The sequence below is a fragment of the Dechloromonas sp. TW-R-39-2 genome (genome assembly GCF_016864195.1).
Taxonomy (GTDB): domain Bacteria; phylum Pseudomonadota; class Gammaproteobacteria; order Burkholderiales; family Rhodocyclaceae; genus Azonexus.
This window is the reverse complement of record NZ_CP045202.1, coordinates 2,731,275-2,749,847: the sequence shown is the minus strand read 5'-3', so window position 1 is coordinate 2,749,847 and position 18,573 is coordinate 2,731,275. Positions and strand designations below refer to the sequence as shown.

Genomic DNA, 18,573 nt, shown 5'->3' with positions numbered 1-18,573 from the left:
ATCAAGCGAGGGATCAATGAAAACAACAAAAACCATTTTCCAGGAAGGCAACCACAAGTGGATTGCCATTGTCCGTGACCCCAACAAGCCTGGCTACATCATCGATACCAACGAGTATCTGGTGACCCATGGCGGGCGTGGCCTGTTGCTTGATCCCGGCGGTGCTGAGGTTTTTCCTGCAGTTTTTTCGGCTTTGTCTACCGAATTCGATCCCTCCTTGCTGAGCGGTATTTTTGCCTCGCATCAGGATCCGGATATTTGTTCATCTCTGGCTTTGTGGCTCGAATTCAATCCCCAGATGCGCTGCTATGTCAGTTGGTTGTGGAGCAGCTTCATTCCGCATTTTGGCGGTACGGCGGAAACGTTTGTTGCAATTCCGGACGAGGGAATCGATATATCCCTCGAAGGGCTTCATCTTCAGGCTGTCCCTGCCCATTTCCTGCACTCGTCGGGAAATTTCCACCTGTATGACAAGATTGCCAAGATTCTCTTTTCCGGCGATGTCGGTGCAGCTTTGCTGCCGCCGTCAGAGGATGCCTTGTTCGTCGAGGATTTTGACAAGCACATCCGCCACGCCGAGGGTTTTCACCGGCGCTGGATGGGCTCGAATGAAGCCAAGCGTCGCTGGTGCGAGCGCGCTGCGAAAATGGAAATCGACATGTTGTGTCCGCAACATGGTGCAATTTACCGTGGCGCAGATGTGCAACGTTTCATTAATTGGTTTGATGAATTGCAGGTCGGTATTGTTGCCGCCTGATTTTTTGTGATTTGACGGCGGTCAAGGTGGCTGCGTAGTGCAGCCCCGAAAATGAAGCCATCCAAACGCCGTGAGTGAATCATGACCAGTATCCGCAGTTTTATGACCGATGATCATCGCCGCTGTGATGACCTGTTCGCCGAAGCCGAGCAAGCTGTTGCCAAAAAGGATTTCAATCTTGCACGGGCCAGTTTCGGGCACTTTCGTTCCGCTGTGCTGGCACATTTCGATACCGAAGAAAAAACACTGTTTCCGACGTTTGAAGCGAAGACCGGGATGACCATGGGGCCGACCCAGGTGATGCGTATGGAACATGCACAGATGCGCTCCCTGCTCGACGAGGCGGATGCGTCTTTGCTGGCCGGCGAGGCCGAGGATTACCTCGGTCAGGCGGAAACCTTGCTGATCATGATGCAGCAGCACAACATGAAAGAAGAAAACATTCTCTACCCGATGTGTGATCAACACCTGTCGGCAGAGTTATCCGCCGTTCTTGAACGGCTTGAAGCAGAACTCTCAGAAGCATGACTCATCCTAAAACTCCTCATGTCGTTGATGCCAGGTTCATGGAACCGCCCGAGCCATTTGTCCAGACCATGGAAATGCTCGACACGCTGAAGGAAGGGGAAAAAATGCTCCTCCTTCTTTACCGCGAACCCCATCCGCTTTATAAGGTGCTGGCCCAGAATGGCCATTCGCACGAAACCGAACTGATGCCGGATGGCACATTCGAAATCCTCATCTGGTGAGGATTGACCGGGTTTTTTCGGGGCTTTGAATGCAAGCACTGCTGGCCTTTGAAAATGCGCCGCCTTTGATGGCGCCTTTTCGGTTTTTTATCACGGCACCCTTGTTTGGTGTGCTGGCCGGCCTGTTACTGATCGTAGAAGGCCCCTCGCTGTTTTCCTCGCGCTGGATGCCGGGGACGTTGGCCGTAACGCACTTGTTGACCGTCGGTTTCATGCTGCAAGTCATGCTGGGGGCGCTGGTCCAGATTTTTCCTGTCGTGGCGGGGGCCAATCTGTGGCGCCCCTTGCGGCTCTCGGCCATGTTGCATAGTGGGCTGACGCTGGGCACGTGCCTGCTGGCTGGCGGCTTCTATTTCGGAAGCCCGTTGTTGCTCAGCGTTGCGGCCGGGGTGCTTTTGTTGACGGCACTGCTGATTCTGGGGGCGACAACTCATGCCCTGATTGGTGTCCGATCCACCAGCCCGACGATTCTTGGCTTGAAGCTTGCGCTGGCCGGGCTGGCTGGCGTGGTCGGACTTGGCGTGCTGATGGCTTGGGGGCTGGCTCATGGCTGGCCTTTGCCGCTGCCTATGCTGGCTGATTTGCATGCAGCCTGGGGGCTCGGGGCTTGGGCCGGCGTCCTGTTGGCAGCCATTGCTTATGTGGTTGTGCCGATGTTCCAGCTGACGCCAGGTTATCCCGCACGTCCGGGCTGGCTGTTCCCGTGCTGCATGTTGCTCATCGTCCTGCTTTGGAGCGGTGCCGTATTTTTCGATATACCGAACATGATCCGCGTCGTCCAGGGAATAACCGCATTGCTCGGCCTGGCTTTTGCCGGGCTGACCCTGCGTCTTCAACTCAAGCGTCGGCGGGCGAGGGCTGATGCCACTTACCGTTATTGGCAAATCGGTTTGGCGGCCAGCATTTTTGCACTTTTGATGTTGTTGACCGCAGCAATGTGGCCGGCTGCTTCGGAGATCGATGGCTGGACCCTGTTTTTTGGCATCACATTGCTTGCTGGCGGATTTGTCCCTTTCATCATCGGGATGCTCTACAAGATTGTTCCATTCCTTGCCTGGCTTCATTTGCAGAACCAGGGGCAAGCCAAGGTGGTTGCGCCGAACATGAACAAGATCCTGTCTGATGCCGACATGCAGCGGCAGATGAAATGCTATGCGCTGGCCGTGGTGCTTTTGCTCGGTGCCGTGCTTTTCCCGGAATGGCTGGCTCGTCCCGCCGGGGTGGCCTTTGCATTGGCCAATGGCTGGCTCGGATTCAACTTGAGCCTCGCTATTTCCCGCTATCGCAAGCATTCGGCTGAAATAGCGCTCAAGCTGGCGGCTCGGTGATGAGTTATCTGGCACTAAAGCACATACACGTTACGTGCGTGTTGCTCAGCGGTCTTGGCTTTTGTCTGCGGGCAATCTGGATGCTTGCCGATTCGTCCTTGCTGAAGCATCGCTTGGTCAGGCTGCTGCCCCATCTTGTCGATACGACCTTGCTCGGGAGTGCCGTGCTGCTGGCTATATCAAGTGGGCAGTATCCGTTTGTAAACGGATGGTTGACCGCGAAATTTCTCGGGCTGCTGGCTTATATCGTCTTTGGAACGTTTGCCCTCAAGCGGGGCAGGACAAAGGCGATCCGCGCTATGTTTCTGGGTTTCGCGCTGCTCGCCTACGCCTACATCATCAGTGTTGCGCTGACGCGTAATCCGCTGCCCGGCTTGTAGTCAGTCAGTTGGGATGATGATTCATCAGGGCTTTCAGCCCGTTAACATTCAAGATCCGGATATGTTTTTGCTGGACGGCGATATGGCCTTCTTCTTGGAATCGGGAGAAGGCGCGCGAAACCGTTTCGAGCTTGAGGCCGAGGTAGCTGCCGATTTCTTCGCGCGTCATGCGCAGGTAAAACTCGGCGTGAGAAAAACCACGTGCCGTGAATCGCTGCGAGAGATTGAGCAGGAAGGCGGCCAGTCGCTCTTCGGCGCGCATGGTGCCGAGCAGCATCATTACGCCGTGGTCGCGGACGATTTCGCGGCTCATGACCTTGTGAAAATGGTGCTGCAAGGTATGAATTTCACGCGACAGGCTTTCCAGTTGCGAAAACGGAATGGCGCAGATTTCACTATCTTCGAGGGCGATCGCGTTGCAGGTGTGGTGTTCAGTGCTGATGCCGTCAAGTCCGAGCAGCTCGCCAGCCATCTGGAACCCGGTCACCTGATCCCGGCCATCCTCAAGCAGCACATCGGTTTTGAAGAAGCCGCTACGGATGGCGTAAATTGCATCGAATGTTTCTCCGGCCCGGTAGAGGTGGTCGCCACGCTTGATGCGGCGACGGGTCGATACCAGGTCATCCAGGCGTTCGAGCTCGTCAATGTTGAGTCCGAAGGGTAGGCAGAGTTCGCGCAGATTGCAGTTCGAACACGCCGTCTTGATGACCGAAAGAGAAATTTCCTGTGAAGCTGTTTGTTGGGGCATCATCAACCTGCGTTCGCTTGATCCATGTCAACCATGATTTGGCACCATCCGAACATAATCCGTGCAACTCTTGGTGGTATGTTTAATGAATTTCGCAACTGAAAACCTCGTATTCGATCCTCAGATCATTCGCCGCTTCGACGTCAACGGCCCCCGCTACACTTCGTATCCGACGGCCGATCGTTTCGTCGAAGCTTTCGATTCGGACGCTGCCAAACTGTGGCTCGGCAAGCGCAACATCGGCGGTATCAGCCGTCCGCTGTCATTATACTTCCACATACCGTTCTGTAACACTATCTGCTATTACTGTGCCTGCAACAAGATCATTACCAAGGATCACGGGCGCAGCGCCAAATACCTGAAATACCTTGCCAAGGAGCTTGCCCTGCAAAGCGCCAGCCTGGACGGTCAGGACGGCGAGCATGAAGTGATCCAGCTGCATTGGGGTGGCGGTACGCCGACTTTCCTGTCGCATGACGAAATGCGGCAACTGATGAGCGAAACCCGCAAGCATTTCAAGTTGCTCGATGGCGGTGAGTACTCGATCGAAGTTGATCCGCGCAAGGTCGATACGGCAACCGTGGCTTTGCTTGGTGAACTGGGTTTCAACCGGATGAGTGTCGGCGTCCAGGACTTCGACGAACGTGTTCAGATTGCCGTTAATCGCGTCCAGACCGAAGAAGAAACGGCGAATGTGATCAATGCCGCGCGGGCCAACGGTTTCAAATCAGTTTCGGTCGATTTGATCTACGGCTTGCCGCATCAGTCGGTCATGGGATTCAACCGGACACTGGAACGTGTTCTGGCCATGGATCCGGATCGCCTGTCGATCTACAACTATGCGCACATGCCGAGCCTGTTCAAGCCGCAGCGCCGGATCGCCGAGCCGGATTTGCCATCGGCCGATACCAAACTGCAAATTCTTGCCCTGGCGATCAAAAAGCTGACCGAAGCTGGCTACGTCTTTATCGGCATGGATCACTTTGCCAAACCGGATGATGAGCTGGCTGTGGCTCAGCGTCAGGGGCGCTTGCATCGCAATTTCCAAGGCTATTCAACCTACGCTGACTGCGACATGCTGTCTTTCGGTATTTCGTCGATCAGCAAGGTCGGGCCGACCTACAGCCAGAACGTCAAGACACTTGATGAGTACTACGATCGGCTCGATGAGCAGATGCTGCCGGTGTTCCGCGGCATTGAACTGAATGCCGACGATATTCTGCGTCGTTCGATCATCCAGGCCCTGATGTGCCACTTCGAATTGTCCATCGAGAGCATCCAAAGTGCTCACTTGATTGATTTCCACAAGTATTTCGCTGCCGAGCTGGAAGACATGCGCGAAATGGAGCGTGGTGGTCTGCTCAAGATCGAGCGTGACTGGATTACCGTCCTGCCGCCGGGACGGATGCTGGTTCGTGCAATTTCGATGGTTTTTGATCGTTATCTGCGGGCTGATCGCCAGCGGACGCGCTACTCGAAAGTCATCTGAGCGCTGCGTTCAGCAGAGGCGGACAGGTTAAACTGTCCGCCTTGTTTTTTGGATGTCTGCGGCCATGCCTGATTCTGGCTATCTAGCCCTTTTCCTTGTCGGACTGCTTGGCGGTACGCATTGTGTCGGCATGTGCGGCGGAATTGTCGGCGCTCTTTCGATGGGCGCTCCCGGTCGTTGGTCCTTGCTGTTTGCCTACAATGCCGGGCGTATTCTGTCCTATTCCGCAGCAGGGGCAATGGCCGGTGCGCTGGGGGCAGCCAGCCTGGGGCTGGAAGGCCAGGTTCCGGTTCGTCTGGGACTCTATCTGCTGGCCAATCTGATGCTCATTGCGCTCGGTCTTTACCTGCTCGGCATTACGCGCGCGCTGGCCTTTATGGAGAAGGCCGGGCAATCCTTGTGGCGTTTGATCCAGCCCTTGACCCGCCGTTTTTTGCCTGCCAGCAATGTGTTTCAAGCTTTTCCCCTTGGCGTGCTTTGGGGATGGTTGCCCTGCGGACTTGTTTACAGTGCATTGGCCACCTCCTTGGCTGCAGGCTCGGCAGGTCGCGGGGCGTTAACCATGCTGGCTTTCGGTTTGGGTACTTTGCCCAATCTTCTGCTGGCTGGCATTGTGCTGGCCCGGCTGAATGAATTTGTTCGTCGCTCCGCTGTCCGTCTGATATCCGGATTGCTGGTCCTGGGATTCGGGGTTTATGGCATGCTGGGTTTGATCCGCTTGCTTCGCTGAATTTTTTTGGGAATGCCACTGATGAAAATTTTATTGCCCGTTGATGGCTCCGATTGCGCCTTGCGCGCCGTTGATCAATTGATCGCTCACTCCTCCTGGTACCGGGAGGTGCCGGAAATCCACCTGCTCAACGTACATCCGCCGATTCCGCTGGGCCGCGTACAGGCGCACATCGGGAAAGAAACCTTGCATGATTATTATCTTGAAGAAGGGCAGCGAGATTTGCTGTCTGCGCAAGAGGCGCTCAATCAGGCGGGGCGTTATCACACCAGCCACATTCATGTCGGGCAGCCGGCCGAGGTGATTGCCAAGGTTGCCGCCGAGCTTGGCTGCGACCTGATTGTCATGGGGTCGCATGGCCGCAGTGGCGTTGCCGGCTTGATCGCAGGTTCGGTCGCCAGCCGTGTGTTGCACCTGGCGCATTGTCCTGTGCTTTTGGTCAAATGAGCGACGATAACGCAGGCAAGGTTGTCGAGTTTGCCATTGCCGGAATGACTTGTGCCGCTTGTTCTGCGCGCCTTGAGAAAGTGCTGAATCGCCAGCCGGGCTTGCAGGCCAACGTCAATCTGGCGGCCGAACGTGCCCGCGTGCGTTTTTCCGGGGCGGCAGACGAGGCGCAGGTCATCGCCGCCGTGGCCAAGGCGGGCTTTTCCGCCACTCGGGTTGATGGTCAGACGCGTGAGCGCGAAAAAGCCGAGAAAAACCGTGTTTACCGCAGCGATCTTCGTCGTTTCTGGATTTCGGTTGCGTTGACCTTGCCCTTGCTTGGCCAGATGTTGTTTATGTTTGGCGAGCATGGTCACCAGAACGAACTCCCCCGCTGGTTGCAGTTTGCGCTGGCGACACCGGTTCAGTTCTGGATCGGCTGGCGCTTCTACGACGGTGCCTGGAAAGCGTTGCGTGGCGGCGGTGCCAATATGGATGTGCTGGTTGCCCTGGGGACGACCATGGCCTGGTTGCTGTCCAGTGTCGTGACCCTGCTCGGGTTGGCGCAGCACGTTTATTTCGAAGGCGGTGCGGCGGTCATTACGCTGGTCCTGCTCGGTAAATTACTGGAGGCACGGGCCAAGTCGCGAACGTCGGAGGCGATCGAGGCGCTGGTTCGCCTGCAACCGCGCATGGCGCGGGTCGAGCGTGATGGACAGTGGGTTGAAATGCCGGTTGAAGCATTGATGCCGGGTGACATCTTCATGGTTCGTCCGGGCGAGAGCGTACCGGTCGATGGCGAGGTGATCGACGGCGAATCCAGCCTGAATGAGTCTATGCTGACCGGGGAAAGCATGCCGGTCGGTAAAAAAGCGGGTGACAAGGTTTTTGCCGCGACAGCGAACGGGCATGGTGCGCTGCATTGTCGGGCAACTGGCGTCGGTGAGCACACTTTGCTTGCCGGCATCATCCGGATGGTGGGCGAGGCTCAGGGCTCCAAGGCGCCGGTGCAGCGCCTGGCCGATCAGATTTCTGCCGTTTTTGTTCCGGTTGTCTGCGCAATTGCGGCCCTGACCCTGCTGGGCTGGTGGTGGCAGAGTGGTGATTTTTCTGTCGCCTTGATCAATGCCGTGGCTGTGCTGGTGATCGCCTGTCCGTGTGCTCTCGGCCTGGCAACGCCGACGGCAATCATGGTCGGGACGGGGCAGGGGGCTCGGGCCGGAATTCTGGTCAAGAATGTCGAAGCGCTGGAGCGGGCTGAAAAAATCAGGATTCTGGCACTTGATAAAACCGGAACGCTGACCTGCGGCCAGCCGCAACTGACCGACATTGTTCCGCGCCACATGGCGAGTGATGAGGCGTTGCGTCTTGCCGGGGCCCTCGAACAGCATTCCGAACATCCACTGGCACGCGCCGTGCTGGCAGCCCTGGGTACGGTCGACCTCGAAAAAGTGCAGGATTTCAAGGCGCATCCTGGTCATGGTGTGAGTGGCGTACTGGCCGGCCGAGCGCTTCGTCTGGGCTCGCCCGATTGGCTCGATTGTGCAGCCGATCCCGAGGTGCTGGCTTTGCAGCAGGCGGGCAAGACGGTGATCGTGCTGGCCGATGAGCAGCAAGTGCTGGCTTTGCTGGCGATTGCCGATGCGTTGCGCCCGACCTCCCGTCAGGCGGTGGAAACCCTGCTGGCTCGCGGCATTCGGGTCGTCATGCTGACCGGAGACAATGAGGCAACGGCCGCCGCCATCGCAGCGCAGGCTGGTATCGTCGAATTTCGTGCCGGCATCCTGCCGGGTGACAAGGCCAGCGCGGTGGCCAGCTTGAAAGCGGATGGCTTGCTGGTGGCAATGGTTGGCGATGGTATCAACGATGCGCCGGCGCTGGCCGCTGCCGATGTCAGCTTCGCGATCGGGGCTGGCTCGGATGCGGCAATCGAGGCGGCCGACCTGACTCTGATTCGTAACGACCTGCTCGGTGTAGTCGACGCAATCGACCTATCCACGGCCACCTTGGGGAAGATACGGCAGAATCTTTTCTTCGCATTCATCTACAATGTGGCAGGTATTCCGCTGGCTGCACTCGGTTTGCTCAATCCCGTTTTTGCCGGGGCGGCAATGGCCATGAGTTCGGTTTCGGTGGTGTCGAATTCGCTTCTTCTGAAACGTTGGCAGCCGGATGCGCTGCGGCAGGAGAAAAAATAAGGCTTTGAGAGGAGTTTTGATGACCGTTAAGCACAGGCAGAAAGGGCCGGAAAATGATTTTCGGTGATACTGCCCATGTGCTCGCCGGGCATCAAGGTGGCGAGGCGGAGTACGACGCCCTGTTTGATGCCGCGATGGCGGCAGCGCAGGTCGGGATTTTCATCCATCAGGATGGTCGTTTCAAATATGCCAACGCTCATTTGCTCCAGCTGATCGGCTATTCGGCAGATGAACTGATTGACCGGATGGGGCCGCTTGATCTGCTGGCGCCGGGTGAGCAGGCGCTTTTCCTGCAGCACCTTGCAGAGGAGACCGCGGGCATCTCCAGCCATCAATACGAACTTTCGGTTCGTCACAAGGATGGCGAATCGATTCCGGTCAGTCTGCTTGGACGATCCACCCGGTTTAACGGCCGGGCGGCATCGGTTGCCAGTGTCCTGAATATTTCAGCCCAGCGCGAAGCTGAAAGACAGGCGCGGGAACTGGCTGATTTCGATGCGTTGACTGGCTTGCCGAACCGCCGTCTGCTGGCCGACCGGATGGTCCAGTTGCTTGCCGTCGCCGAGCGCGAGCAAGGTGCCGCGGCGCTGATTTTTCTCGATCTCGACCACTTCAAGCGGATCAACGATTCCCTGGGGCACAGCTTGGGCGATGAATTGCTTTGCGCGGTGGCCCAGCGTTTGTCGACCGTGGTCCGGCGGGTCGATACCCTGGCCCGCCTGGGCGGCGATGAATTCGTCTTTGCGCTGCCGTCGACCCATTCCGGCGCGGCCGCGGAGATCGCCCGGCGTCTGGTTGAAGTCTGCAATGAGCCCTTTTTTGTCGGTGGGCACGAGTTGACCGTGACAGCCTCGCTGGGCATCAGCCTTTACCCGCAGGACGGAAAGGATGCCGAAACCCTGCTCAAGAACGCCGATACAGCGATGTACAAGGCCAAGGAACAAGGGCGTAACGCCTTTCAGTTCTACGCCAGCGCAATGAACACGGCGATGCTGGAGCGTTTGCTGATCGAGAGCGATCTGCGGCGGGCGCTTCGCCTGAATGAATTCACGCTGGATTACCAGCCACTGGTCAGCCTGCAGAGCGGATTGATCGTCGGTGTTGAAGCACTGGTGCGTTGGCGGCATCCGGAACTTGGCATCATCATGCCGGACAGCTTCATTCAGGTGGCCGAAGAAACCGGGATGATCAACCGGCTGGGGGACTGGGTGCTCGGTGAAGCTTGCCGCCAGGCGCAGGCCTGGTGCGACGCCGGCTTGCCGCAGATGATTGTCGCGGTCAACGTTGCGCCGGTGCAGTTTCGCCAAGCGGGCTTTGTCGAGGCGGTAGCCGGGGCGCTGGCTGCCAGCGGGCTGGAGGCCGGCCTGCTTGAACTGGAGGTGACCGAGCGAACGGTGATGCACGATGCCGAAATCCATCTTGGCACCTTGTCGTCGCTCAACCGGATGGGGGTGGAGCTTTCGCTCGACGATTTTGGTACCGGCTATTCATCGCTGGCTTATCTGAAACGTTTCCCCGTCGGCAAATTGAAGATTGATCGTTCTTTCATCCGCGATCTGGAAAACGATCCGGACGACCGGGCCATTGCCTCGACCATTATCAGCATGGGGCGTAACCTGCGCCTGACCGTGTTGGCCGAAGGGGTGGAGAATGCACAACAACTCGCCCTGCTGCGCGATATGGGCTGCGATATGGCCCAGGGCTATTATTTCAGCCGGCCGCTGCCTGCCGGTGAGATGACCGTGTTGCTGCGTCAGCAACCGTTTTTGAACAAGGAGTAAATGGTGGAAGAAACGTTGATCAAAGTCGGCGGCATGAGTTGCCAGGGGTGCGTCAAAAATATCAATCAGCTGCTGCTGGCCATGCCAGGGGTCAATTCAGCCGATGTGTCGCTTGAGGCAGGGGAGGCGAAAGTCACTTTCGACCCGGCAAAAATCCAGCGCCTTGCCTTGCTTGAAGCCATCGAGGACGCCGGCTTCGATGCCGAATAGTCCATTTTGAACATTCGTAACGAGAAACCAGCCGTGTCAGACGAAAAACCCAGACTTACCCAACTTTCCCACGGCGGCGGCTGTGGCTGCAAGATTGCACCGGCCGTGCTCCAGAAAATCCTGGCCGGCATGCCGCCAGGCATCGTCCCGCCCCAGTTGCTGGTCGGTACCGAAACCAGCGACGATGCTGCGGTCTACCAGATCAATGCACAACAAGCGATTGTCGCAACGACGGATTTCTTCATGCCGATCGTCGACGACCCCTTCGATTTTGGCCGCATCGCTGCGACCAACGCTATTTCCGATGTCTACGCCATGGGCGGCACGCCGCTTTTCGCGCTGGCGCTGGTCGGCATGCCGGTCAATGTCCTGCCGCTCGAAACCATCGGCCAGATTCTTGCCGGGGGCGATGCGGTGTGTCGTGCGGCGGGGATCCCGATTGCCGGTGGTCACACCATCGATTCGGTTGAACCGATTTACGGTCTGGTGGCCATCGGTCTGGTCAATCCGGATCATCTCAAGCGTAATTCCGGTGCCAAGGCCGGGGACAAGCTGATTCTCGGCAAGCCGATCGGTGTCGGGACCTACAGCGCCGCGATCAAGAAGGACAAGCTGCATCCGGGCGATTACGCCGCCATGGTGGCCAGCACCACGCAACTCAATACGCCGGGGCCGGTCCTCGCCTGTCTGGACGGGGTGCATGCCGTGACCGACGTTACCGGATTCGGCTTGCTGGGGCATTTGCTCGAAGTTTGCAAAGGCAGCCAGTTGCGCGGCAAAGTCAAATTTGCCGATATTCCGCTATTGCCCCGGGCACAGGAATTTGCCGAGGCCGGTGTGATTACCGGTGCTTCCGGACGCAACTGGGCAAGTTACGGGCAGGATGTCGTCTTTGATCAGGCTTTGGGTGAAACTGCCCGCCACCTGCTGACCGATCCACAAACCTCCGGTGGGCTGCTCGTTGCCTGCGCTCCCGATACCGTCACGGAAGTGCTGTCGATCTTCCTGCAGCAAGGCTTTGGCCATGTTTCGGTGATCGGCGAAGTGGAGGAAGGGCAGCCGGGGATCGAGGTGTATTGAGCGTCATTTCACGGTGTTACTGCGGGTCGGTCTTGAGCTTTTTTTACAAATGAGATACATTCTCGTTTCTATTTATGAACTAGCCAGCCAATTCAGCATAGCCAGCCAGGTTCTCAAAGAAACTGTTTGAGCCTGTCCGGTATTTTTCCAGCAGGGTAGTCCACTGACTGCCTTGCTGTGGTCGACCGATTCTCAAACGCAGAATTCGGCAAGCCAGCCTTTCGCCAGCCAGCCGCCTCAATGACTCGCTAAAGGACTGTCCGTGAAAAAAACCAAGTTGCTCGCCCGGGAAAAAGCCGGGCCTTTGTCTTCAACCCCCTGTTCGACTGATCGCGCCAGCCCGGTTTTGCCGCTGGGTGCCGCCATGTTCGTTGGCCTGATGGGGGCCGCAGGGGTGGCTGTTGCCCAGGAAGCGACGCTGGCACCGGTGACCGTCAAAGCCAATGCCGAGCAGCAGGATGGTTATCGGGCCAGCAAGACCCGTGTCGGCAAGGTGGTTCAGGACCCGCACGATGTGCCGCAGGCCATTACGACGATTACCCGCTCGCTGATGGAAGAGCAGGAAGCCAATTCGTTGCGCGAAGCGTTGCGCAATGTTTCCGGCCTTTCGTTCAATGCCGCTGAAGGCGGTCGTTCGGGCGACAACATGATGCTGCGCGGGTTCTACACCTTTGGTGACATGCACCTCGACGGTATTCGCGACACGGCGCAGTACGACCGTGAAGTATTCAACCTGGAGCAGGTCGATGTGCTGCGCGGTGCGGCCGCCATGCTGTTCGGTCGTGGTCAGGCCGGCGGTGTGATCAACCAGGTCAGCAAGACGCCGATGCTTTACGGTATCAACAAGGTCAGCGCCGGTTTTGGTACCGATGGTTTCTTCGAAACCAAGGCCGACCTGAATCAGCGTATCGGCGAAACAACCGCATTGCGCCTCAATCTGATGAATCGCGATGAAGGGAGTTCACGTTCGAACCCGGTCACCGGCACGACCCCGGAAATCCATCGTCAGGGCATTGCCCCGAGCATCGCCTTCGGTCTGGGAACGCAGCATGAGCTGACTTTGAGCCATTTCTGGTTGCAGACCAACGATCGCCCGGATTATGGTGTGCCATTCAACGGCCAGGCCAAGAAGCCGGAAGCCAATCACGCCAAGTCAAGCACGTACTGGGGGCTTAGTGGCCAGTTCGATGAAAGCCAGACCAATGTCACGACCCTGAACTACCTGTTCAAGATTTCGCCGGATACGCAGTGGCGGACTGTCATGCGTGCCGCAAACTACAAGCGCTCTTACTGGGCAGGAGCCCCTGAGGGGGTTCGCTTGCCTAATGGTACACGGACAGATCCGGCGACAACAATTCAGTCTGGCGGCGGTGCAAAAACGCGTGAATTCGATACCGACAACTTTGTTATCCAGAGCGATTTCAATACCGCGTTCAATATTTTCGGCATGCGTAACGAACTCGTGACCGGCGTGGAGTACCTGAAGGAAGATTCGAAGCGCTGGGCTTTGCGTAATCTCGGTACAGCCGCCAACCCGGTGTACAAGTCCGGTCACTACACTTCTGCCTCGCCGAATACCTATAACGGCGATACCTACAGTGCTTATGTCCAGGATACGCTCGAATTTGTCCGTGACTGGAAGTTGACCGCAGGTATCCGCCGCGACGAAATGCGTTCCGGTTATCAATCGGTCAGCAATACCGGTGTGGTCAGCAACTTCAGTGGTGATTTTGGCGAAAACAGCTACCGCACCGGCCTCTCGTGGCAGCCTTCGGCGGCACAGCATTACTACCTCGGCTGGAGCGACTCGTTCAGCCCGACAGCCGATCTTTACCAGCTTTCGGGTAACCAGTATCCGGCCGAACGTTCCAAGGTCACGGAAATTGGCGCCAAGTGGTTGTTGCTCGATGGCAATCTGGCCTTCCGCACGGCACTCTATACCGCGACCAAGAACTGGGAGCGCAACACCGATCTGGAATCCACCTCTTCAATCCTGACCAAGAAACGTCAATCGGATGGTCTGGAACTGGAACTGGCCGGCCGGATTACCGACCAGTGGGAAGTTTTCAGCGGCTTGTCGTTGATCGATGCTGAAATTCTGCAGGTTGCGCCGACGACTGGCAACGCGAACTTCATCGGCCACAATGCCCGTAATACGCCGAAGCAGACGTTCAATTTGTGGACCACGTATCAGTTGCCGATGGGCTTCAAAGTTGGCGGCGGCATGGAGTACAAGAGCAAGCGCTACGGTGGCGCCCCGACGGGCAACAGTGCAACAACGCCGTTCAACCCGAACTTCGTGCCGTCCTACACGCGCTGGGATGCCATGGTTGCTTATGAGCAGCCGAAATACACGATCAAGCTCAACATCCAGAATGTCTTCGACACCCTGTATTACGACGCGATCTACGACAACGGTGGCTTCACTTATGTTGGCCAGCCGCGCCGCTTCATCCTGAGCACGGAATACAAGTTCTAAGAAATGTCTGACCCAACGCCCCCGACCTGAAAAGCGGGGGCGTCTTTGCTTGAGGAAGCGATGCTGATTACTATCGATGACGTTTTGACCCCGGAAGAGCTGTCGACCGCGAAATCGTTGCTGGCACAATCGACCTGGTCGGATGGGCAGATAACCGCAGGTTTGCAGGCGGCCAAAGCCAAGAACAACGAGCAACTGGCCGAAAATGCTGAGCATTTGCCGGCCTTGCGCCGTCTGGTACTCAATGCGTTGAACCGGAATGCGCTGTTTTTTACCGCCGCCTTGCCGCTCAAGATTTTGCCGCCATTCTTCAATCGCTATGGTGGCGACAGTAATTACTACGGTTTTCACACCGACAACGCCATGCGCCAGATGCCGGACGGCAGCGGCTATGTCCGGGCCGATGTTTCGGCCACGCTGTTTCTGTCCGACCCCGACGAATACGAAGGCGGGCTGCTGACCATTGAAGACACCTTCGGCAAACACGGGGTCAAGCTCAAGGCGGGCAGCATGGTGGTTTATCCCTCGACTTCGATTCACGAAGTTGCCCCGGTGACGCGGGGGCATCGCGTTGCCTGCTTCATGTTCATGCAGAGCATGGTGCGCGACCCCGGCCAGCGCCGCATGCTGTTCGATATGGACATGGCGTTGCTCAGCCTGCGCGAGACGCAAGGCGACAGCGAGCCGGTCGTCCGTCTGACCGGCTGCTATCACAATCTCCTGCGTCGCTGGGCAGACAGCTGATGTTCCAGGCGCCGTTGCTTGACGGCATTCCGCGCGACATCGTCGCGCTGGCCGACTATGAAGCCTACGCCCGTCGCCGTCTTGACGACAATGCCTGGGCTTATCTCGATGGTGCGGCCGCCGATGAGCTGACCCAGGCCTGGAATCGCGCCGCCTTCGATCGTCGCAGCCTGCTGCCGCGGGTGATGGCCGATGTTGCCGGCGGGCATTGCCGGACGACGTTGCTCGGCCGCGAACTGCCCAGCCCGGTGCTGCTGGCACCGGTTGCCTGGCAAAAACTGTTTCATCCGGATGGCGAACTGGCGACTGCCTATGCCGCCTCGGCGCTGGGCGCCGGCATGGTGCTCAGCACGCTGGCTACTTGCCAGATCGAGGATGTGGCTGCCGCAGCCCGGCGGGGTGGCGATGGGCCGCGCTGGTTCCAGCTGTACCTGCAACCGGAACGCAGCCTGAATGCCGAACTGGTACAGCGAGCCGAAGCTGCCGGCTACGAGGCCATCGTTTTTACTGTTGATGCGCCCTTGCACGGCATACGCAATCGCGAGCAGCGTGTCGGTTTCCAACTGCCGCCCGGCATTGAGGCCGTAAACCTGCGTCGACCGCAGCAAACGGACGATGTTGAGGGAATGGCCCGGCGTCGGCGTTCGGATGCTGAAAAACGCGCACAGCGCGGCCCCAGCAAAGTGTTCGATGACTTGATGCCGCATGCCCCGACCTGGCGCGATCTTGAATGGCTGCTCGCGACGACCCGTTTGCCGGTCATCGTCAAGGGCATCCTGCATCCGAACGATGCCGTCCGCGCGGTCGATCTCGGGGCGGCCGGTATTGTCGTCTCCAACCATGGCGGCCGTACGTTGGATACCTTGCCGGCCAGCCTTGATGCCTTGCCGGCGATTGCCGAGCGCCTGCTCGGTCGCGTCCCCATCCTGCTCGATGGCGGCATCCGGCGTGGCACCGATATTTTCAAGGCCATTGCCCTCGGGGCATCGGCCGTCATGATTGGCCGTCCCTATATCCACGCGCTGGCTGCTGCCGGCCCACTGGGTGTCGCCCACGTGCTGCGCCTGCTGCAGGACGAACTTGAGGCCACCATGGCCTTGTGCGGTGTTGCCAGCCTCAGTCAGATTTCAACCGATTATTTCAAAGCACCTTCTTTCAGGAGAACCGACCGATGAACAAGAAAATGACGCTGATCGCCCTGTTGCTGGCGACGACCGGCCTGGCCGCCCAGGCTCAGGAAAAGGTTTTGAACCTCTATTCCGCCCGCCACTATCAGACCGACGAAAAGCTCTACGACAACTTCACCAAGCAGACCGGCATCAAGATCAACCGGATCGAGGGCAAGGAAGAGGAGTTGATGGAGCGTATCCGCAACGAAGGCGCCAACAGCCCGGCGGATGTGTTTATCACGGTCGACGCCGCCAGATTGGCCAAAAGCGATGAGTTGGGGCTGTTCGCACCGGTCAAGTCGAAGCTGCTCGAATCGCGGATTCCGGCCCACTTGCGCAGCGATACCTGGTTTGCCTTTTCGACCCGGGCGCGCGTCATCATCTATAACCGCAATGTACTCAAGGCAGAGGATGTCGCGACTTACGAATCGCTGGCCGATCCGAAGCTGAAAGGCAAACTGTGCAGCCGCTCCGGTGCGCATCCCTATAACCTGTCTCTGGTTTCTTCCTTGATCGCCCACGATGGCGAAGCAAAGACCGAAGAGTGGGCCAAGGGCGTTGTCGCCAACTTTGCGCGTGCGCCAAAGGGCGGCGATACCGATCAGATCAAGTCGGTGGCGGCCGGCGAATGCGGCGTGGCCGTTTCCAATACATATTACCTGGCCCGTCTGATTCGTTCCGACAAGATAGAAGAGCGCCGGATGATGGAGCGGGTCGGCATCGTCTGGCCGAATCAGGCCGGGCATGGCGCGCACATCAATATTTCGGGCGGCGGCATGGTCAAGACCGCGAAGAATCAGGAAGCTGCCGTCAAGTTCCTGGAGTACCTGGCCAGTGACGATGCCCAGCGCTATTTCGCCGATGGCAATAATGAATGGCCGGTCGTGGCCAGCGTCCAGACCAATAACCCGGCGCTTGATGCGATGGGCAAGTTCAAGGCCGATACCTTGCCGATCAGTGCGTTGTCGAAACATGTTGCGACCGCCCAGAAACTGCTTGATCGGGCGGCCTATCGCTAACGACGAACAGGGCAGCCGGTAGATGCCGGCTGCTGTTCTGTTGCTTTTATCACTGGAATCGAGATGAATCGTCGTCAAATCCTGCTTGCCTTGGCGGGCATGGCTACTTTGCCCAAGTTATCCCTGGCTGCCCCAGCCATCCACCAGGCTATCATTGGTGCGGCCTGGCGCGGGCCGAACAAGAGCGATCCCTACTTTGCCGGTATGCTGCGTGCCGACTGGGACAGTAAAAAAATCGACATTGGCTACGCCGTTCCCCTGCCAACCCGTCCGCATGGCTTGCTGCCCGAACCGGACGGCGGCCTGCTTGTGGTTGGCGCCCGGCCGGGCGGCTGGATGCTGCGTTGCGATGTCGATGGCAAGATCGTCCAGCAACTCGACATGGCGGAAGAAAGTGCCTCCGTCCGTCTGAACGGCCACGCTGTCGTATCGGCCAACGGCAACTTGCTCTACACGACGGAAACAAATCTGACGACCGGGCAAGGGAAAATTGGCGTTCGCGACCTCAAAACGCTGAAGAAAGTTGCCGAGTGGGAAACCCATGGTATCGACCCGCATCAACTGCTGCTCGACCATCAAGGCAATCTGATCGTTGCCAACGGCGGTGTGCCGCGGACCCCGGCAGATAAAAAATACGACCTGCACCGGATGGACCCGTCATTGGTCCGCATCGATCAGCGCAACGGCCAGCTGCTGCGCCAGTGGCGTCTCGATGATCCGAGGCTCAGTTTGCGTCACCTGGCCTGGAGCCACACGCCGGTTGATGCCGATGCGTATCTTGGCATTGCCATCCAGGCCGAGCACGACGATGCAGGCAAACGTTCTTCCGCCCCGATTTTGGCCGTTCTTGATGGCGATGAACTGAGCGTGCCGACGCGTGCCAATGACGGTTTTGGTTATGCGGGTGATATAACGGCGGCCTATAACGGCGGATTTGCCTTGTCGAGCAATCAGGCAGGGCTGGCTCAGTTATGGCATCCGGCGACGCCCGACAAGCTGACGCACATCGTCGAGCTTGAAGAAGCCTATGCCCTGGCCGGCTGGAATGGTCCGGGCAAGGGTGGGGGCGTGCTGGTTGCGACGGGACTGGGTCTGGTTCGCTGGCATCCGACCGCCAAGGCGGCGCTATTGCCATGGCCGAAGCCGATGGCGCTGGATAATCACTGGGTTTTGCTCAACGAGGCATGAGCGGCTTGTGATGGGCGCCTTGCCAGCAAGGTGCCCGTTGGCCAAATTGGCGGTAACGCCAAGACGTTTTGTTTCAGATTGGCTGATTGGGTCGCCGG

Annotated in this window: 18 protein-coding genes; 17 read left to right on the top strand and 1 reads right to left on the bottom strand. The window is 58.1% G+C overall.

The window, feature by feature from the left end; all coding sequences use genetic code 11:
• The first annotated feature begins 16 nt into the window (after window positions 1-16).
• The 5 genes from GBK02_RS13345 to GBK02_RS13325 all read left to right on the top strand — a co-directional run bounded on the left by GBK02_RS13345 (window position 17) and on the right by GBK02_RS13325 (window position 3,214).
• Window positions 17-757, top strand: a complete 741-nt coding sequence (locus tag GBK02_RS13345; RefSeq protein ID WP_203467124.1) for an MBL fold metallo-hydrolase — start codon at window positions 17-19, stop codon at window positions 755-757.
• A gap of 81 nt (window positions 758-838) precedes the next feature.
• Entirely contained in the window at window positions 839-1,285 is a 447-nt protein-coding gene (locus GBK02_RS13340; RefSeq protein WP_203467123.1) for a hemerythrin domain-containing protein, read from the top strand.
• Window positions 1,282-1,506 (top strand): DUF2249 domain-containing protein, encoded by a 225-nt coding sequence (locus GBK02_RS13335; RefSeq protein WP_203467122.1) that lies wholly within the window; start codon window positions 1,282-1,284, stop codon window positions 1,504-1,506. The genes GBK02_RS13340 and GBK02_RS13335 overlap by 4 nt, the downstream gene beginning before the upstream one ends.
• 29 nt (window positions 1,507-1,535) lie before the next feature.
• Entirely contained in the window at window positions 1,536-2,834 is a 1,299-nt protein-coding gene (locus GBK02_RS13330; protein WP_203467121.1) for a hypothetical protein, read from the top strand.
• Window positions 2,834-3,214 carry a SirB2 family protein gene (locus tag GBK02_RS13325; RefSeq protein ID WP_203467120.1) on the top strand — a complete coding sequence of 127 codons (381 nt, stop codon included), beginning with the start codon at window positions 2,834-2,836 and terminating at the stop codon, window positions 3,212-3,214. Before GBK02_RS13330 ends, GBK02_RS13325 begins: the two co-directional genes overlap by 1 nt.
• Before the next feature lie 4 nt (window positions 3,215-3,218).
• Here the strand turns inward: GBK02_RS13325 and fnr are convergent, their stop codons facing one another.
• Window positions 3,219-3,965, bottom strand: a complete 747-nt coding sequence (fnr, locus tag GBK02_RS13320; protein WP_371810491.1) for a fumarate/nitrate reduction transcriptional regulator Fnr — start codon at window positions 3,963-3,965, stop codon at window positions 3,219-3,221.
• Window positions 3,966-4,047: 82 nt separating this feature from the next.
• Between fnr and hemN the strand changes: the two genes are divergently transcribed.
• The 12 genes from hemN to GBK02_RS13260 all read left to right on the top strand — a co-directional run bounded on the left by hemN (window position 4,048) and on the right by GBK02_RS13260 (window position 18,475).
• Entirely contained in the window at window positions 4,048-5,451 is a 1,404-nt protein-coding gene (hemN, locus tag GBK02_RS13315) for an oxygen-independent coproporphyrinogen III oxidase (RefSeq protein ID WP_203467119.1), read from the top strand.
• Window positions 5,452-5,515: 64 nt separating this feature from the next.
• Window positions 5,516-6,181: a sulfite exporter TauE/SafE family protein gene (locus tag GBK02_RS13310; protein WP_203467118.1), complete on the top strand. Its 666-nt coding sequence runs from the start codon at window positions 5,516-5,518 to the stop codon at window positions 6,179-6,181.
• Between the two features lie 21 nt (window positions 6,182-6,202).
• Window positions 6,203-6,628, top strand: a complete 426-nt coding sequence (locus GBK02_RS13305; protein ID WP_203467117.1) for a universal stress protein — start codon at window positions 6,203-6,205, stop codon at window positions 6,626-6,628.
• Window positions 6,625-8,805, top strand: coding sequence for a cation-translocating P-type ATPase (locus GBK02_RS13300; protein ID WP_203467116.1), 2,181 nt, complete (start codon window positions 6,625-6,627; stop codon window positions 8,803-8,805). Before GBK02_RS13305 ends, GBK02_RS13300 begins: the two co-directional genes overlap by 4 nt.
• Window positions 8,806-8,858: 53 nt before the next feature.
• A complete protein-coding gene (locus GBK02_RS17030) occupies window positions 8,859-10,586 on the top strand; it encodes a bifunctional diguanylate cyclase/phosphodiesterase (RefSeq protein WP_203467115.1) in 1,728 nt (575 codons plus the stop codon).
• Window positions 10,587-10,796 carry a heavy-metal-associated domain-containing protein gene (locus GBK02_RS13290; RefSeq protein WP_371810490.1) on the top strand — a complete coding sequence of 70 codons (210 nt, stop codon included), beginning with the start codon at window positions 10,587-10,589 and terminating at the stop codon, window positions 10,794-10,796. It begins immediately after the preceding gene.
• Between the two features lie 33 nt (window positions 10,797-10,829).
• Window positions 10,830-11,876: a selenide, water dikinase SelD gene (selD, locus tag GBK02_RS13285; RefSeq protein ID WP_203467114.1), complete on the top strand. Its 1,047-nt coding sequence runs from the start codon at window positions 10,830-10,832 to the stop codon at window positions 11,874-11,876.
• A 262-nt stretch (window positions 11,877-12,138) separates the two neighbouring features.
• Window positions 12,139-14,355: a TonB-dependent siderophore receptor gene (locus GBK02_RS13280; RefSeq protein ID WP_239003027.1), complete on the top strand. Its 2,217-nt coding sequence runs from the start codon at window positions 12,139-12,141 to the stop codon at window positions 14,353-14,355.
• Window positions 14,356-14,415: 60 nt separating this feature from the next.
• Window positions 14,416-15,099: a Fe2+-dependent dioxygenase gene (locus GBK02_RS13275; RefSeq protein WP_203467113.1), complete on the top strand. Its 684-nt coding sequence runs from the start codon at window positions 14,416-14,418 to the stop codon at window positions 15,097-15,099.
• The gene (locus GBK02_RS13270; protein WP_203467112.1) at window positions 15,099-16,274 is read left to right on the top strand and encodes an alpha-hydroxy acid oxidase; all 1,176 of its coding nucleotides are present in this window, start codon (window positions 15,099-15,101) and stop codon (window positions 16,272-16,274) included. The genes GBK02_RS13275 and GBK02_RS13270 overlap by 1 nt, the downstream gene beginning before the upstream one ends.
• Window positions 16,271-17,287: a Fe(3+) ABC transporter substrate-binding protein gene (locus GBK02_RS13265; RefSeq protein ID WP_203467111.1), complete on the top strand. Its 1,017-nt coding sequence runs from the start codon at window positions 16,271-16,273 to the stop codon at window positions 17,285-17,287. The genes GBK02_RS13270 and GBK02_RS13265 overlap by 4 nt, the downstream gene beginning before the upstream one ends.
• Window positions 17,288-17,350: 63 nt before the next feature.
• Window positions 17,351-18,475 carry a DUF1513 domain-containing protein gene (locus GBK02_RS13260; RefSeq protein ID WP_203467110.1) on the top strand — a complete coding sequence of 375 codons (1,125 nt, stop codon included), beginning with the start codon at window positions 17,351-17,353 and terminating at the stop codon, window positions 18,473-18,475.
• Window positions 18,476-18,573: the final 98 nt, after the last annotated feature.

What these genes read in the sequence shown, in the direction of transcription:
- GBK02_RS13345 (WP_203467124.1), top strand. Translation starts at nt 17, where the DNA reads ATGAAAACAACAAAAACCATTTTCCAGGAAGGCAACCACAAGTGGATT.
- GBK02_RS13340 (WP_203467123.1), top strand. Translation starts at nt 839, where the DNA reads ATGACCAGTATCCGCAGTTTTATGACCGATGATCATCGCCGCTGTGAT.
- GBK02_RS13335 (WP_203467122.1), top strand. Translation starts at nt 1,282, where the DNA reads ATGACTCATCCTAAAACTCCTCATGTCGTTGATGCCAGGTTCATGGAA.
- GBK02_RS13330 (WP_203467121.1), top strand. Translation starts at nt 1,536, where the DNA reads ATGCAAGCACTGCTGGCCTTTGAAAATGCGCCGCCTTTGATGGCGCCT.
- GBK02_RS13325 (WP_203467120.1), top strand. Translation starts at nt 2,834, where the DNA reads ATGAGTTATCTGGCACTAAAGCACATACACGTTACGTGCGTGTTGCTC.
- fnr (WP_371810491.1), bottom strand. Translation starts at nt 3,965, where the DNA reads ATGATGCCCCAACAAACAGCTTCACAGGAAATTTCTCTTTCGGTCATC.
- hemN (WP_203467119.1), top strand. Translation starts at nt 4,048, where the DNA reads ATGAATTTCGCAACTGAAAACCTCGTATTCGATCCTCAGATCATTCGC.
- GBK02_RS13310 (WP_203467118.1), top strand. Translation starts at nt 5,516, where the DNA reads ATGCCTGATTCTGGCTATCTAGCCCTTTTCCTTGTCGGACTGCTTGGC.
- GBK02_RS13305 (WP_203467117.1), top strand. Translation starts at nt 6,203, where the DNA reads ATGAAAATTTTATTGCCCGTTGATGGCTCCGATTGCGCCTTGCGCGCC.
- GBK02_RS13300 (WP_203467116.1), top strand. Translation starts at nt 6,625, where the DNA reads ATGAGCGACGATAACGCAGGCAAGGTTGTCGAGTTTGCCATTGCCGGA.
- GBK02_RS17030 (WP_203467115.1), top strand. Translation starts at nt 8,859, where the DNA reads ATGATTTTCGGTGATACTGCCCATGTGCTCGCCGGGCATCAAGGTGGC.
- GBK02_RS13290 (WP_371810490.1), top strand. Translation starts at nt 10,587, where the DNA reads ATGGTGGAAGAAACGTTGATCAAAGTCGGCGGCATGAGTTGCCAGGGG.
- GBK02_RS13275 (WP_203467113.1), top strand. Translation starts at nt 14,416, where the DNA reads ATGCTGATTACTATCGATGACGTTTTGACCCCGGAAGAGCTGTCGACC.
- GBK02_RS13270 (WP_203467112.1), top strand. Translation starts at nt 15,099, where the DNA reads ATGTTCCAGGCGCCGTTGCTTGACGGCATTCCGCGCGACATCGTCGCG.
- GBK02_RS13265 (WP_203467111.1), top strand. Translation starts at nt 16,271, where the DNA reads ATGAACAAGAAAATGACGCTGATCGCCCTGTTGCTGGCGACGACCGGC.
- GBK02_RS13260 (WP_203467110.1), top strand. Translation starts at nt 17,351, where the DNA reads ATGAATCGTCGTCAAATCCTGCTTGCCTTGGCGGGCATGGCTACTTTG.